This is a genomic window from Nostoc sp. (assembly GCF_036916575.1).
Lineage (GTDB): Bacteria > Cyanobacteriota > Cyanobacteriia > Cyanobacteriales > Nostocaceae > Nostoc.
Map to the genome: position 1 here is coordinate 40,595 of NZ_JBALGC010000092.1, position 12,329 is coordinate 52,923.

The window sequence follows — 12,329 nt, forward strand, 5'->3', positions numbered from 1 at the left end:
GCTCAATGTCTAACTAATTCTATCGACTCTGTATTTTTGATAAAGTTTGCGATCTTGTCCTTTTTGTTGGCAATGAACAGCTCGGTTGCATTTTTTAATTTAGCAATGTTGTCTATGCTAGTATTATCCATTTCTTCATTGATGTTTTGATGAATATATTCGTTTATTTGTTCATTATGAGGAAGTAGTTTACCATCTTTTCCAAATCTTTTGTTTAGCTCAAATTGAAGCCGTAAATAACCGTCAGGATTAACTGATTTGATTATTTGGTCACAGGCATCAGTTGTAATCTGAATTTGACCTCCCATAAATACATCGGGAATATGCTTTGCCCATAATAACTTACCCCAATTTTTCAGGTTTACGTATTCAAGAGGTTGAGTCGTTCTGCCAGTTCCAATTGACAAAATAGCGATGTCTTCAATATTTTTCTTTTTGATTTTTGTCGCATGAGCAAGTGCGGCTAAAGCAGGACAGTTAGCACTTACCCCGCCATCAACATGAGTAAATGTTTTCGTCTTTTGATCATGGGAATCTGTAAATTTAAATTCATAGGGCGGGAAGAAAGTGGGAGCTGATGAAGAACTCACGCAAATTTCCCAAAGTTTCATGTTATTAAACCAACGATTTTCTTCAGGACAAGGACTGATAAAAAATGTTGTATTCCGGTAAAGAGTATCGTAGGCAAAGATTAACAATTCTGCTGATGAGTTTTTGCTACAATCCCGAAATTTAATTTCACCAAGCTCATTTCTTAAAACTTCAATAAGTCCTTTATTTGAATACTTAGAACCAGAAATCCAACTGAAAAGTTTCCGTAACGGTGGAGCTTGGAATATATCCCTCCCTTTTTCCTCATAAATTTTACATACTTCAGCAGGACTCTTACCCAAAACTAAACTAGCAGCCAAGATTGATCCAGTTGATGTTCCGACGATTAAATCAAAGTATTGGTTTAAAGGTATTTTTCTACCTAATGTTTTTTGGATTTGTGTTTCTACTTCTGTAAGTATGTTGGCAGTAACAAGTCCCCTAATTCCTCCACCATCTAAAGCCAGAATTTTAAATTTTTTCTTTTCTTTATGATCGGATGGCATATGCAAATAACCCTGAATGACTTACATAAGTATTCCCCGTTCGGATATAAAAATTTCATCAACCTACATCAATTGTATAAAGATTTATATAGATAAAAGACTGAAGTAGCCGAAACAGCGATCGCAAGGGCTGACGTTGCTTCTCTACCTTGGGCTGCGCCCTCAGCGTAGCTATGCCGCAGGCTTTACGAGACGCTCCGCTTGCTTCTTTGTAGGAGTATGCTTTGCTTGCAATAACTGTAAATATTTTTGTCTATCTACTTATTTTTTACTTGGAAGTCCCTTAGAGACTGTTTTCCTCCTACCCTTTAACTTCTACCTTTATTGATAAAGTTTTAAATCGGGCAAGCTTAAACAAAGGGTAAGCATTGTGAATGCATCAACTTGCATTGTGAATACATCGACTTGCATTGTGAATGCATCAACTTGCATTGTGAATGCATCGACTTGCATTGTGAATGCATTGGCTGGCATTGTGAATGCATCTTGCGGAATATGTTTCAAAACACACCTAAGTTAGAGTTTCTGTGCCAGATTGCCGTGATACGATACGGCTCATTCCTGTTGTTACTTGTAGGAGACAATTATGGAGATCAGTAGACGCAGCTTATTGAAAACTGCTTCTGCTTCAGGATTAGTAGCGGCAGGACTTGCAGTTTCGGAAGGATTTTTGCAGCCGCTCCTCGCCCAAACAGAACCCGTTGATGAAAATACTCAACTGCTAGCCCAAACACCCACTCCAACTCGACGCGGCGAAATGTTGTATCGCAATCTCGGACGTACCGGAGAACAAGTATCTGTGATTGGCTTGGGTGGGTTTCACATTGGAAAAATTGAAGAGGAGCAAGAAAGTATCAAGCTGATCCGCAGTGCGATTGATCGCGGCATCAACTTTATGGATAATTCTTGGGATTATCACAACGGACGTAGCCACCGTTGGATGGGAAATGCTCTTAAGGATGGTTATCGTCAAAAGGTCTTCTTAATGACGAAAATCGATGGTCGCACCAAAAGCGCTGCCAAGATGCAGATTGATGAATCGCTCAAAGATTTGCAAGTTGATCATATTGATTTAATACAGCATCATGAAATACTCCGCTTTGAAGACCCCGATCGCGTCTTTGCTCCTGGTGGCTCGATGGAGGCAGTCGTCGAGGCGCAAAAGGCGGGCAAAATTCGCTATATCGGCTTCACAGGACACAAGAATCCCCAGATTCATCTTCAGATGCTAGAAACTGCGACACAAAATGGTTTCCGCTTCGACACTGTGCAGATGCCCTTGAATGTCATGGATGCCCATTTTAGAAGTTTTGAACGCCAGGTTTTACCTGTGTTAGTGAAAAACAACATTGGTGTATTAGCAATGAAAACAATCGGGGAGTCTTACATTCTTAGAAGCAACACAGTCAGTGCGATCGATTGCCTGCATTACGCAATGAATTTGCCAACGTCAGTTGTAATTACAGGCATTGATAGCATGGGAATTTTAGACCAAGCGTTTGAGGCAGTCCGCACGTTTAAGCCAATGGATCAGGCACGAGTTACAGCACTATTAGCGCGTACCCGTGAGGCAGCAGCTAAAGGGCAGTATGAACGATATAAGACCACAACCCAAAATGACAGTACAGCGATGAATCCAGCTTGGTTGGGATAAATTTTAATACTATGTTCAACTGTTTTTTATGCAAACAGCGATGTCTACGGGGAACTACGCCTACGCAATTTCGCAGGTGTGAGTTATGTCAAGTTGATGCTTTACACACATCCTCTCAAAATCAATTTTTGTGTAACTCAGATTGATGCATTTTTACAAAAAGCTAGGAAATTCGCTGCTATCTCGGTATTTATTACTGTTGAGTCTATCGATTGGAAGATGTATTTATCCTCAAAACTTCCATGATGTGAAGGGAGGGTAGAAACAAGTTGACTTCGACACACTTCGTGTGCCCTGAAAGTATCGCAATTTCCTTAAAGTAAGACATCATCTAGAACATCATTATGAAACGCATTGCGTATTTAGGACTCGGCATCATGGGCAGTGGTATGGCAACCAACTTGCTCAAAGCTGGTTACGATTTGAACGTTTGGAATCGTAACCCAGAGTCCTGTAAGCCTCTGGTTGAACAAGGTGCAACACAAGCACAAACACCAGCACAGGTCGTGGAAAATGCCGAGGCGATTATGTACTCGCTCTCGAATGACAATGCGGTTGAAGAGGTTGTCTTTGGGCAGGATGGCATTTTATCGAACGTGCGCTCAGGACAAATTGCGATCGACATGAGTACAGTTCATCCTGACACCTCCCGTAAAGAAGCCGCAGCCTATGCCAAAAAGCAAGTCGAGTTTCTTGATGCGCCTGTTTTCGGCAGTAAAAACGAATCCGCAGCCGGAGGATTGTGGATTGTCGTTGGTGGTAAGCAGGAGGTATTTGAGCAAGTCAAACCAGTTTTAGAGCCTTTGAGCGAAACGATCCATTATTTGGGCGACACTGGCAAGGGTGCGTCGATGAAACTCATCGGTAACTCGATTGTGGCAACCCAAATCGAAGCGTTAGGGGAAGCGCTGATTCTGGCAACCAAAGCCGGACTTAAGACACAAGACGTTCTGGATGTGCTGCATGTGGTAGATTTTCGCTCTCCGATTTTTGACGGTATGGGCAAGATGCTGATGAATAGGGATTTTACACCAAGTTTTGCATTAAAGCATATGTTGAAAGATGCAAATTTGATCGCTCGATTTGCCCAAGATTTAAATTCTCCAACGCCTGCTGCCGCAATTGTCAGAGAAACCATTAAAACAGCGGTTAATCAAGGATGGGGGGAAGAAAATGCATCGGCATTGATCAAAGCTTTGGAGTTGGAAGCAGGAGTGAGTGTTGAATCATAACTGCAAATTATTAAATAAAACCTGGAGATAATCGTGACTAAATTAACAAATTTACGAGTTGCAGTCTTGGCAACTGATGGGTTTGAAGAGGCTGAACTCACAGAACCAGTAAAAGCACTCAAAGAAGCTGGTGCAAGGGTTAAAATTCTTTCAACCAAAGACGGGCAAATCCAAGCATTTCGGCATCATGATAAAGCCACGACTGTAAGTGCTGATGGAGTTATTGATCAAGCACAAGCAAGCGAATATGATGCAGTGTTGTTGCCTGGTGGCGCACTTAATGCCGATACGCTGAGAATGGGGCCAAAAGTGCAATCCTTCTTACAGCAAATGCAACAAGCAGGAAAACCATTCGCTGTCATTTGCCATGCACCTTGGGAATTAATATCTGCCAACTTGGTGCAAGGACGCACTTTAACTAGTTATTACACAATTCAAGATGACATTCGTAACGCAGGTGGTAACTGGGTGGATAAAGAAGTTGTAGTAGATAAAAACTGGGTGACAAGTCGTCAACCAGATGATATCCCTGCATTCAATCGGGAAATGTTAAATCTATTTGCACAATTTGCACCGACGGCATCTGCTTCGTGATTTCAGCATTAGTGATCGTATTTAACTGTGCGATAGGCTTTGCTACTACCCTTTGGGCAATTGCGCTTGTTTTTCATTCTACGTTGCAAGATATAGCTTTATTTAAGGAGAACATTGATTATGTCCCACTTTAAAATATTCTCTAGTGGTATAGTGGCGATCGCCTTATCTTTGGCAAGTGGTTGCACACCAACTACTCCGCATGACCAGACTACATCTGAAGCTCCACCTGCTCAGTCTGTGCAAACGACTGAGAGTCCATCACCAACGGCATCACCAACTGCCTCACCAACTACACCAGGGCAAAATACCCTCAGTTCTTCAGACACACAGTTCATAAATGAAGCCGCTCAAGGTGGTTTAGCAGAAGTCCAACTAGCACAACTGGCATTAAAACGTGGAACTAGCAAGGCGGTAAAACAGTTTGCACAGCGCATGATTAAAGATCACAACCCGGTGAACACTCAACTCGCAAAGTTGGCGAAAAAAAAAGGTGTAACGCCGCCAACTAGTCTCGACAGCACAAATCAGCAAGTCAAAGAACGCTTATCCAAACTTACTGGTGATACCTTTAACCACGAATATATGAATCAGATGCTTGAAGATCATCAAAATGATGTCTCCGCATTTGAAACTGAAGCTAAACAGGGACAAGATCCAGATGTGAAAGCATTCGCGGCTCAAAAGCTACCAACCCTCCGAGCACACCTGCAACAGGCTGGTTCTATTGTTAATCCTGGAAGTTCAACTAGCACCCCAACTCCAACCAGTACCCCAACTCCAACTAGTACCCCTTAAGGTAATACAGTTCAGTTAAGTATTTCTTAGACATAAGAGTGAAAATGAATGTAGAGACGTAGCAGTGCTACGTCTCTACAAGGGTTCTGGATAACGCATATTTAATTTCTGGAGATGTCTATTATTAGCCGACGCATTGGCATTGTAAGTCGGCGCATTGGCATTGTCAGCCGACGCATTAGCATTATAAACCGCGTATTAGCATTGTCAGCCGACGCATTAACATTGTAAACCGACGCATTAGCATTGTCAGCCGACGCATTGGCATTGCAGGGTATTGCCAAATTTCATTCGCTACGAATTAATGAAATGCTGTATTAAATCCAAAATTTTATTATTAAGGAACCACGATGTCTGAATTGTTCAAAGGAAAATTTTCTCGTCGTCAGATTATGACTACTGCTGGGTTAGGAGCCATTTCAGCCGCCGCAATTGGTAGTATGGGCGAAGAAGTTGCTGCCCAACAGCCAACTCAGCAAGCCACCCCACACGGAGGCCCCTTGCCGCCTCAGATTCAGTTTCCGCCCATCTCGGCATCAACTGAAGTTGAAACAGGGGGGCCGCCAACTGCATTACCCCCAGAGCGACGCTTGGGGTTTGCGATCGTTGGACTGGGCAGACTGGCATTGGAAGAAATCATGCCTGCGTTTGCAGAATGTAAACTAGCAAAGCCAACTGCATTAGTTAGTGGCGATGCTGCCAAAGCCAATCAAGTTGCCCAGCAGTATGGCATCAAATCGCAGAACGTTTACAACTATCAGAATTACGAGAATCTCCGCAACAATTCAGACGTTGATGTGATTTATATTGTACTGCCCAACAGTATGCACCGGGAATATACGGTACGTGGTGCTAAAGCAGGGAAGCACATTCTGTGTGAGAAGCCAATGGCAACCACAGTCGAAGATGCTCAACAGATGATCGATGCGTGCAAACAAGCAAATCGCAAGCTGATGATTGCTTATCGCTGCCAATACGAGCCACACCATCGCGCGATGATTCAGATGATCCGCAGCAAAGAATTGGGAACTGTGAAGGTGATTCAGGCAGATAACGGACAAAACCAGGGTGGTGACTTAAACCAGTGGCGGTTAAAACGCGCTTTAGCTGGAGGTGGCTGTTTACCAGATGTGGGAGTTTATTGCTTGAATACAACTCGCTATTTGACAGGAGAGGAACCGATCGCAATTAGCGCCCAAACCTTCAGTACTCCCGGCGATCCGCGCTTCAAAGAGGTGGAAGAAAGTGTCACTTTCCAATTGCGGTTTCCCAGTGGGATAGTAGCGATTTGCTCCACTAGCTACGGCTTTCACGAAGCGCGGCGGTTTCGCGTCTTCGGTTCTGATGCTTGGGGACAACTCGATCCGGCGTTCTCCTACAACGGTTTGCGGATGATGATTTCACGCAAATCACCAACAAACAGCATGGCAGAAAATGTCAGCGAAGTGCGGATAGGCGAGAAGAACCAGTTCGCCTTAGAAATTGATCACATGGCAGATTGTGTGATTGGGAACAAGCAACCGCATACGCCTGGTGAAGAAGGTTTGCAAGACCAAAAACTGATAGCGTTGATTTACCAAGCGGCACAAACAGGCAAAACGATCACTCTACCTCGTGTGTCAGGATTGGATACCACTCGTGGCCCCGCTCCTCGAATGCTGAAGTAAATACCTGCATACCGCAGTCATGATAACCTCTGCTTGGAGTCCGCTCCGTAAATCTTTGTTAGACGATCGCCCGATTGCTTCAATATTTGGGAGCGGCAATAAATGGCGCAGCTTGGCAAGCAATTGTACCAGAACTATTACCGCGATCGCAACTCATGGCTGCCATTGCTTTAAATAGTGCTGAGTTTAACATTGCCCGAGCAGTTGGGCCAGCGATCGCAGGTTTTATACTGGTGGCGGCAAATGCGGGAGTTGTCTTTTTGATTGATGCCCAACTTCCTTCTACTTCTGGAACCCAAACGATAGTAGCCATATCAGACTTAGTATAGACTTCTATAATCAACTATTTTTTGGCGCTGTGAATAATGAAAAATGAAGGATAAATATCACCATTTATTCTTTCTGTTCCTGTATCATTAATTTCTGCATATTCCAAAATTTGGAATCGACTAAGAAAAATGGGTGAAAAATATTCTTGAAAAGTATGTGATGGTTCCTCTACAACTAAAGTACCATCAAACAAAACTGATTTTACTATCTCTTGTTGATAGTAGTCTTTAGGGCTAACTGTTTTTTCAATAAACTGACGAATTGGATGAGCTACCAAAAAAATGAATCTAGCATTATCATTGGTTATCCTGATAACTTCTTTATAAATACTCTGAATGTCACTTGCTGTTTGAAATGCCCATTTGCTGACAACAATATCAAAATAGTGATTGGGGAAAGGTGTTTGCGTAAAATCGCAGGTAGAAAACTTCTCAGTAGAAAACAATTTTTGAGCTTCGTGTATCATTTCTGCTGATGAATCAATTCCAAAAACATCTGCCCCTTGTTTTTGGATAATTAGCAAGTCTGAACCATCACCACACCCCATATCTAAAACTTTTTTACCTTGGATATCAAATTTATTGATGTATTCATGAAATATAGTTATGCTCTTAGTATCGTATTTTCGACTGCCCTTAATAAAAAGTGTTTTCTTGCTATTGTACTGCTGTGCTAGGTAATTTTTATCCATTTTCCAAACTTGATACTTTTAACTAGTCGCGGCATAGCGCTTGGGGTAGCGAGTATTCGCCCCCGCTATACCTTTATATTAGCGGCTTTTGGAACGCTGCTCTATGCTTGTGGGTACTCAATACTTGGGACGCCGGAAAACATTCCATACAGATGTTTTTTCTTCAAAGCCCAGAACATCATTTTTTTGCTGATTACCCAATCCCCCCCAATCTCTTTTACTGATGACTTTTTCGGACATCGGTGATGGCAAAATTATTATGCGTGAGCGTAAAATTTTGACAATAGATAAAACTGTCTAAAAATCCTTACTTTTCTTCGTAAAATGTGTTTGAAAACCTTGATTTTTCATTTTCCGTTCTCAATAAGTTTAAGCTTTTTAGCACAAATATTAAGGGAATTTTTTATTTTGCCGTCGCTAACACTTTCAATGGAGATGAATGATGATCGAGGTGCCAGGTTGCACAGTTGCGACTTGTCCTTTGCAGATAATCTTTACAGATTTACTGTTTTCAGGAGCGGATGTAATACCCAGATGCTTTTGGGTAATCTCAATTTGCAGATCGTTGCCTTGATGATTCAAGTTAACCCGTAGCCAATTGAGGTTAGATACAAAAAGGCTTTTCACCCAGTCCCCAGTCCCTTGCTATACTGTGGCGAAATGTTCGGTTGCAATTAGGCATTCTGCCCAAAGCGTCTTCTTTGGTGGTACAACAAGTAGTTAAACTCAATCAGAATGTGCGCCCACATATGAAGCCAAGTCAGGAGAGCGACTGGTGATTAAAAGCTCTTTCTACTTGATAACTGAGTATCGTGGAAAGTTAATCCATCAGAACGATGCGATCGCAAACAAAAGGCTCTATTTCATAATAAGCAAAGAACTTGAAATCCAGCGAGTACAGTGGAATTATAGTAGGATGCCAAACCTAAAGCGAGTGGGAGACTTGGAAATTAATCAGGATCTCGATTATCAGCAGCGAGCGTGGGTTATCCAACGTATCGCTTGGGTGGTTATCGCACTGGTCACTTTAGCAGGACTCTTTGTAAGCAGCGATCGCCCCAAGTCGAAAAGTTCCTTGATGGTGTGCCGTTGGTGATTGTGGAAGAAGGTCGCCCCCTAAAAGACCGCATGGCAAAGGCACGGGTGGATGAGGACGATATTCTGACCGCAGCCCGCCAATTGCAAGGCTTGGAACGCATGGATCAGATCAAGTATGCTGTGTTAGAGCGCAGTGGCGGGATTTCGATTATTCCCAATCAAGAAAAGGGCTAATTACTGAAAGCAAAGTACAAAGACTCGTACTAACCCATAAAGACCGTCTGCTTAGATTCGGGGCTGAACTGATTTTTTCTTTAATTCTATTCTTCAATTCTGGCAAGGCTATGGGAGCAAGTTTTTCATGGTAAGTGTTTCTACTTTTGAAATACAGTCTCGTCTTGTTGACGCCATGCCGGATCAACTATGCATATAAATACCAGTGGCTCAATTCCCGAATTGCGAATAAATTGTCTGGCTAATGGTGGAATGTAGATAGCATCTCCTGGTTCTACTATCTGTAGTTCATCATCTATATGCATTTCTCCCTGACCACTGAGAATGTAGTAAACTTCCGAAGTTGTTAAGGAGTGAGGTATAGAAGTTTGCCCAATTGGCACTACTATATGAGCCAGACTGTAGCGCAATTTCAAAGGTTGCTTATCAGGATGCAATAATTCTCGCAAAATAGTGCCATCATCTGCAATGAATTCTGTACACGCATTCAGTTTTTGTACTAGCACTGTTTAAAAAGCCTTTAAAACAATAAACACAACTTATTTAAAGATGGGATATGCGATCGCTCTTAAAAGAATACCAGCTATCTGCATCTGTTACCTTGTAGAGACTGGACTATTTTGATTTTCGTGCTGACTTGGGTGCTGTTCGGTGTGCGCCAAAGTATTTCTCACTGCGATAGCGTAGCCATACCCGCAACTCTTGCGGAATCTGCTCTTTTTGTTCCTTACTTAAAGTATTGTAAAGAGCTAAGGCTCGGTTGCGCTCACCTCGACAGGCAGCGTTGTTGTGAGCATCCCAATAGCTACGAGCTACTCGAATACGCCGACAAACTTCCTTAATTAGTGCTTCTCCCGTAAGTGGAGCGTCCTGCTTTGCCATACTTAAATGCTATAGGTTTGTAAATTTTTGTTCGCTGTTCTTGGCTGATGTCGAGACTGTCAATCACCTTAATTGTCTAGCGGATGTACATATAACATCCCTCTGGGTCAAATGGCGCATCAAAGGCAAAAAGCACTTTGTCTTCACTAAAGAAATCCAGTCCACAAACTGTGGCTGCATCCGCACCGAAGAGGGCGGTATCAGCATAAAACTGCTTGAAATAGTCGAATACGCTTGCCTATGTCCTTTTACGTCACCAGCTACTTCTATTACTTTATCGAAGTAAGCTTGGGGAAAAATGTGATTAAAAACGTCGATTTTCACTGCGGAGTATGATTAACTGATCTCATCTCTCATAAATTCCAACCAGCCGTGCTTGCTCAATGACATGCTCGGCGATCGCATCAAGGAGTTGCTCTCGGTTCAAACCTGGTTTTAGGTCGAGTTTCTTGTTTAAGGCGTACAGCCAGAAATAGTAGTGATGAGGCCCATGCCCTGCTGGTGGAGCAGGGCCAGTATATCCTGGCTCATTATTACTGTTTATACCTTCAATCAATTTACTGCCGTCTGCTTGGGCAAGCTGACTAACGGTTGGTTCAATACCGTAGATTATCCAGTGAGTGAACCCGCAAACGAGTGGCGCGTCTGGGTCATGGCAAATCAATACCAGTTGTTGAGTTCCCTCAGGCACTCCGCTCCACTCTAGTGGGGGTGAAATATTTTCGCCTTCACTAGTGTAGCGTTTGGGAATCTGTTCGAGGGTATTAAATGCAGGGCTGACAATCCGTAGATTTTTGATATTCAAAGCCATTGGCAATCATCCTTTCGATACACAAACTGAGTTAACTTGCCCAAGCAGCAGTGTCTGAGTGTTCATATTGATGGTGATTTCATTCGTTGTCCAAAACAACATCCAATGGATATAAGTTAAGGATGAATTTCATAAGGCACAAGGGAACCTACGCCCAACGCTTGTAAATTAACATCCCATCATACCTTTGGAGTTACCATCTCAAATAGTTGCCCAATCTTTGTATATTCAACTGGCCCACCTAAGCGCATAATCGGCTGCATCACTACAGTATCAACTAATCCCAAATCTTGGCGATATAAATCTTCACGCACATGAAATCGTAACACTCGACCCAATACCATCACATTATTGGTTCCTTCTACTGCAACTATTTGTGTGACTTTACACTCCATTGCCACAGGTGAGCTTTCAATCCGTAATGGTCGGACATCTGTAGCAGGAATAGCTTTTAAGTTTGCTTTTTCAAACTCGTTAACTCCATAAGGAAATTCCGTTCCTGTTTGAACCATTGCATGAGAGAGTGTTTCATCCACCACATGACATACAAATTCATCAACTTCATGAATATTGCGTAACGTGTCTTTTTCTTTTGGTTCGTGTCTATGGTATGCAACTGAGAACATTATGGTTGGTGGAAAACCTGCTACTGCATTGAAAAACGAATACGGGGCAAGATTGGGAATTCCAGAGGCACTAATTGTAGATACCCATGCAATTGGGCGAGGAGCAACGATGCTTGTCAAAAGCTGGTAAGGAGCAGGGTCTTTCATTTCGTGCGGCACAAATGATAACATAAAATTCTGTAATCTTACGGTTGGTTAAAAGTATTTAGTGAATACCAAAAAATAAATTATTCAAGAGCTTAGTGGAAAGTTCCTTACCTAAGTTCAATACTTTTTGTCCATTTTTGGTATAGTTCTTTGGTCATAACAACCTAGACTTTGTGTGAAAGCCAAATTCAGCCTGTAGACAGATTTTTTAACTGAACGCAATAGACCTCTTATGAAAATCAAGAGTCTCAAATTAAGACTTTTGCAAGAAGTTTAAAGTACTCTGCCAAAACTGTAAGTTACCGAAGATCAGTATTCTATGCTAACTCTCATAATAGATAAATAACTCAAGTTGGCAACTATCCTGCGGGGCATGATTTTAGCGGGATTTTCGCTTATTTTGGATAGAATAACACCGCGATGCCTGCGGCAGGAAACAAAGCAGTCAGTCTAATATATATACTGTAATTGTTAACAGGTAGCAAATCGACTCGTGTCTGACACTAACAGCGATGCACAATGGCACAG

16 protein-coding genes and 1 pseudogene are annotated in these 12,329 nt (G+C 42.4%); 8 read left to right on the plus strand and 9 right to left on the minus strand.

The annotated features are described in order from the left end of the window. Nucleotides 1–2: 2 nt before the first annotated feature. Both V7L29_RS19220 and V7L29_RS19225 read right to left on the minus strand, forming a co-directional pair. Nucleotides 3–1,097, minus strand: coding sequence for a patatin-like phospholipase family protein (locus V7L29_RS19220; protein WP_334736506.1), 1,095 nt, complete (start codon nt 1,095–1,097; stop codon nt 3–5). 321 nt (nt 1,098–1,418) lie between these two features. Further along, on the minus strand, nt 1,419–1,571 hold the full coding sequence (locus tag V7L29_RS19225; protein WP_334736507.1) for a hypothetical protein: 153 nt from the start codon (nt 1,569–1,571) through the stop codon (nt 1,419–1,421). 112 nt (nt 1,572–1,683) lie between these two features. Here V7L29_RS19225 and V7L29_RS19230 point away from each other — a divergent pair, with 112 nt between their 5' ends. The 6 genes from V7L29_RS19230 to V7L29_RS19255 all read left to right on the plus strand — a co-directional run bounded on the left by V7L29_RS19230 (nt 1,684) and on the right by V7L29_RS19255 (nt 7,371). Beyond that, nucleotides 1,684–2,751: an aldo/keto reductase gene (locus V7L29_RS19230; protein WP_334692466.1), complete on the plus strand. Its 1,068-nt coding sequence runs from the start codon at nt 1,684–1,686 to the stop codon at nt 2,749–2,751. 344 nt (nt 2,752–3,095) lie between these two features. After that, nucleotides 3,096–3,983, plus strand: coding sequence for an NAD(P)-dependent oxidoreductase (locus tag V7L29_RS19235; RefSeq protein WP_334736508.1), 888 nt, complete (start codon nt 3,096–3,098; stop codon nt 3,981–3,983). A 33-nt stretch (nt 3,984–4,016) separates the two neighbouring features. Then, nucleotides 4,017–4,577 (plus strand): type 1 glutamine amidotransferase domain-containing protein, encoded by a 561-nt coding sequence (locus V7L29_RS19240; protein WP_334736509.1) that lies wholly within the window; start codon nt 4,017–4,019, stop codon nt 4,575–4,577. Between the two features lie 120 nt (nt 4,578–4,697). Continuing rightward, a complete protein-coding gene (locus V7L29_RS19245; RefSeq protein WP_334736510.1) occupies nt 4,698–5,375 on the plus strand; it encodes a DUF4142 domain-containing protein in 678 nt (225 codons plus the stop codon). A 350-nt stretch (nt 5,376–5,725) separates the two neighbouring features. Further along, nucleotides 5,726–7,042: a Gfo/Idh/MocA family protein gene (locus V7L29_RS19250; RefSeq protein WP_334736511.1), complete on the plus strand. Its 1,317-nt coding sequence runs from the start codon at nt 5,726–5,728 to the stop codon at nt 7,040–7,042. 74 nt (nt 7,043–7,116) lie between these two features. After that, nucleotides 7,117–7,371: an MFS transporter gene (locus V7L29_RS19255; RefSeq protein ID WP_334736512.1), complete on the plus strand. Its 255-nt coding sequence runs from the start codon at nt 7,117–7,119 to the stop codon at nt 7,369–7,371. A 14-nt stretch (nt 7,372–7,385) separates the two neighbouring features. On the opposite strand, the gene V7L29_RS19260 is transcribed toward V7L29_RS19255, so the two are convergent. The 3 genes from V7L29_RS19260 to V7L29_RS35545 all read right to left on the minus strand — a co-directional run bounded on the left by V7L29_RS19260 (nt 7,386) and on the right by V7L29_RS35545 (nt 8,690). After that, entirely contained in the window at nt 7,386–8,063 is a 678-nt protein-coding gene (locus V7L29_RS19260) for a class I SAM-dependent methyltransferase (protein WP_334692460.1), read from the minus strand. A gap of 117 nt (nt 8,064–8,180) precedes the next feature. Continuing rightward, the gene (locus tag V7L29_RS19265) at nt 8,181–8,303 is read right to left on the minus strand and encodes a hypothetical protein (RefSeq protein ID WP_334736513.1); all 123 of its coding nucleotides are present in this window, start codon (nt 8,301–8,303) and stop codon (nt 8,181–8,183) included. Between the two features lie 186 nt (nt 8,304–8,489). Continuing rightward, nucleotides 8,490–8,690 (minus strand): glycosyl hydrolase family 65 protein, encoded by a 201-nt coding sequence (locus V7L29_RS35545; protein WP_442944219.1) that lies wholly within the window; start codon nt 8,688–8,690, stop codon nt 8,490–8,492. Nucleotides 8,691–9,044: 354 nt separating this feature from the next. Here V7L29_RS35545 and V7L29_RS19270 point away from each other — a divergent pair, with 354 nt between their 5' ends. Both V7L29_RS19270 and V7L29_RS19275 read left to right on the plus strand, forming a co-directional pair. Then, nucleotides 9,045–9,335 (plus strand): YetF domain-containing protein, encoded by a 291-nt coding sequence (locus V7L29_RS19270; protein WP_334692459.1) that lies wholly within the window; start codon nt 9,045–9,047, stop codon nt 9,333–9,335. Then, nucleotides 9,335–9,418: pseudogene (locus V7L29_RS19275) on the plus strand (IS607 family transposase); the annotation flags it as partial. The gene V7L29_RS19270 and the pseudogene V7L29_RS19275, both read left to right, overlap by 1 nt. A 57-nt stretch (nt 9,419–9,475) precedes the next feature. Here V7L29_RS19275 and V7L29_RS19280 read toward each other — a convergent pair. From V7L29_RS19280 to V7L29_RS19295, 4 genes are all read right to left on the minus strand, one after another. Then, nucleotides 9,476–9,841, minus strand: coding sequence for a cupin domain-containing protein (locus V7L29_RS19280; RefSeq protein WP_334692458.1), 366 nt, complete (start codon nt 9,839–9,841; stop codon nt 9,476–9,478). Nucleotides 9,842–9,950: 109 nt separating this feature from the next. Beyond that, nucleotides 9,951–10,217, minus strand: coding sequence for a Precorrin-3B methylase (locus V7L29_RS19285; protein ID WP_334736514.1), 267 nt, complete (start codon nt 10,215–10,217; stop codon nt 9,951–9,953). Between the two features lie 346 nt (nt 10,218–10,563). After that, complete coding sequence (locus tag V7L29_RS19290) at nt 10,564–11,028, minus strand: YbhB/YbcL family Raf kinase inhibitor-like protein (protein ID WP_334692455.1); 465 nt, start codon at nt 11,026–11,028, stop codon at nt 10,564–10,566. Between the two features lie 179 nt (nt 11,029–11,207). Next, complete coding sequence (locus tag V7L29_RS19295; RefSeq protein WP_334736515.1) at nt 11,208–11,801, minus strand: flavin reductase family protein; 594 nt, start codon at nt 11,799–11,801, stop codon at nt 11,208–11,210. Nucleotides 11,802–12,329 lie beyond the last annotated feature (528 nt).

What these genes read in the sequence shown, in the direction of transcription:
- V7L29_RS19220 (WP_334736506.1), bottom strand. Translation starts at nt 1,097, where the DNA reads ATGCCATCCGATCATAAAGAAAAGAAAAAATTTAAAATTCTGGCTTTA.
- V7L29_RS19225 (WP_334736507.1), bottom strand. Translation starts at nt 1,571, where the DNA reads ATGCCAGCCAATGCATTCACAATGCAAGTCGATGCATTCACAATGCAA.
- V7L29_RS19230 (WP_334692466.1), top strand. Translation starts at nt 1,684, where the DNA reads ATGGAGATCAGTAGACGCAGCTTATTGAAAACTGCTTCTGCTTCAGGA.
- V7L29_RS19235 (WP_334736508.1), top strand. Translation starts at nt 3,096, where the DNA reads ATGAAACGCATTGCGTATTTAGGACTCGGCATCATGGGCAGTGGTATG.
- V7L29_RS19245 (WP_334736510.1), top strand. Translation starts at nt 4,698, where the DNA reads ATGTCCCACTTTAAAATATTCTCTAGTGGTATAGTGGCGATCGCCTTA.
- V7L29_RS19250 (WP_334736511.1), top strand. Translation starts at nt 5,726, where the DNA reads ATGTCTGAATTGTTCAAAGGAAAATTTTCTCGTCGTCAGATTATGACT.
- V7L29_RS19260 (WP_334692460.1), bottom strand. Translation starts at nt 8,063, where the DNA reads ATGGATAAAAATTACCTAGCACAGCAGTACAATAGCAAGAAAACACTT.
- V7L29_RS19265 (WP_334736513.1), bottom strand. Translation starts at nt 8,303, where the DNA reads ATGTCCGAAAAAGTCATCAGTAAAAGAGATTGGGGGGGATTGGGTAAT.
- V7L29_RS19285 (WP_334736514.1), bottom strand. Translation starts at nt 10,217, where the DNA reads ATGGCAAAGCAGGACGCTCCACTTACGGGAGAAGCACTAATTAAGGAA.
- V7L29_RS19290 (WP_334692455.1), bottom strand. Translation starts at nt 11,028, where the DNA reads ATGGCTTTGAATATCAAAAATCTACGGATTGTCAGCCCTGCATTTAAT.
- V7L29_RS19295 (WP_334736515.1), bottom strand. Translation starts at nt 11,801, where the DNA reads ATGAAAGACCCTGCTCCTTACCAGCTTTTGACAAGCATCGTTGCTCCT.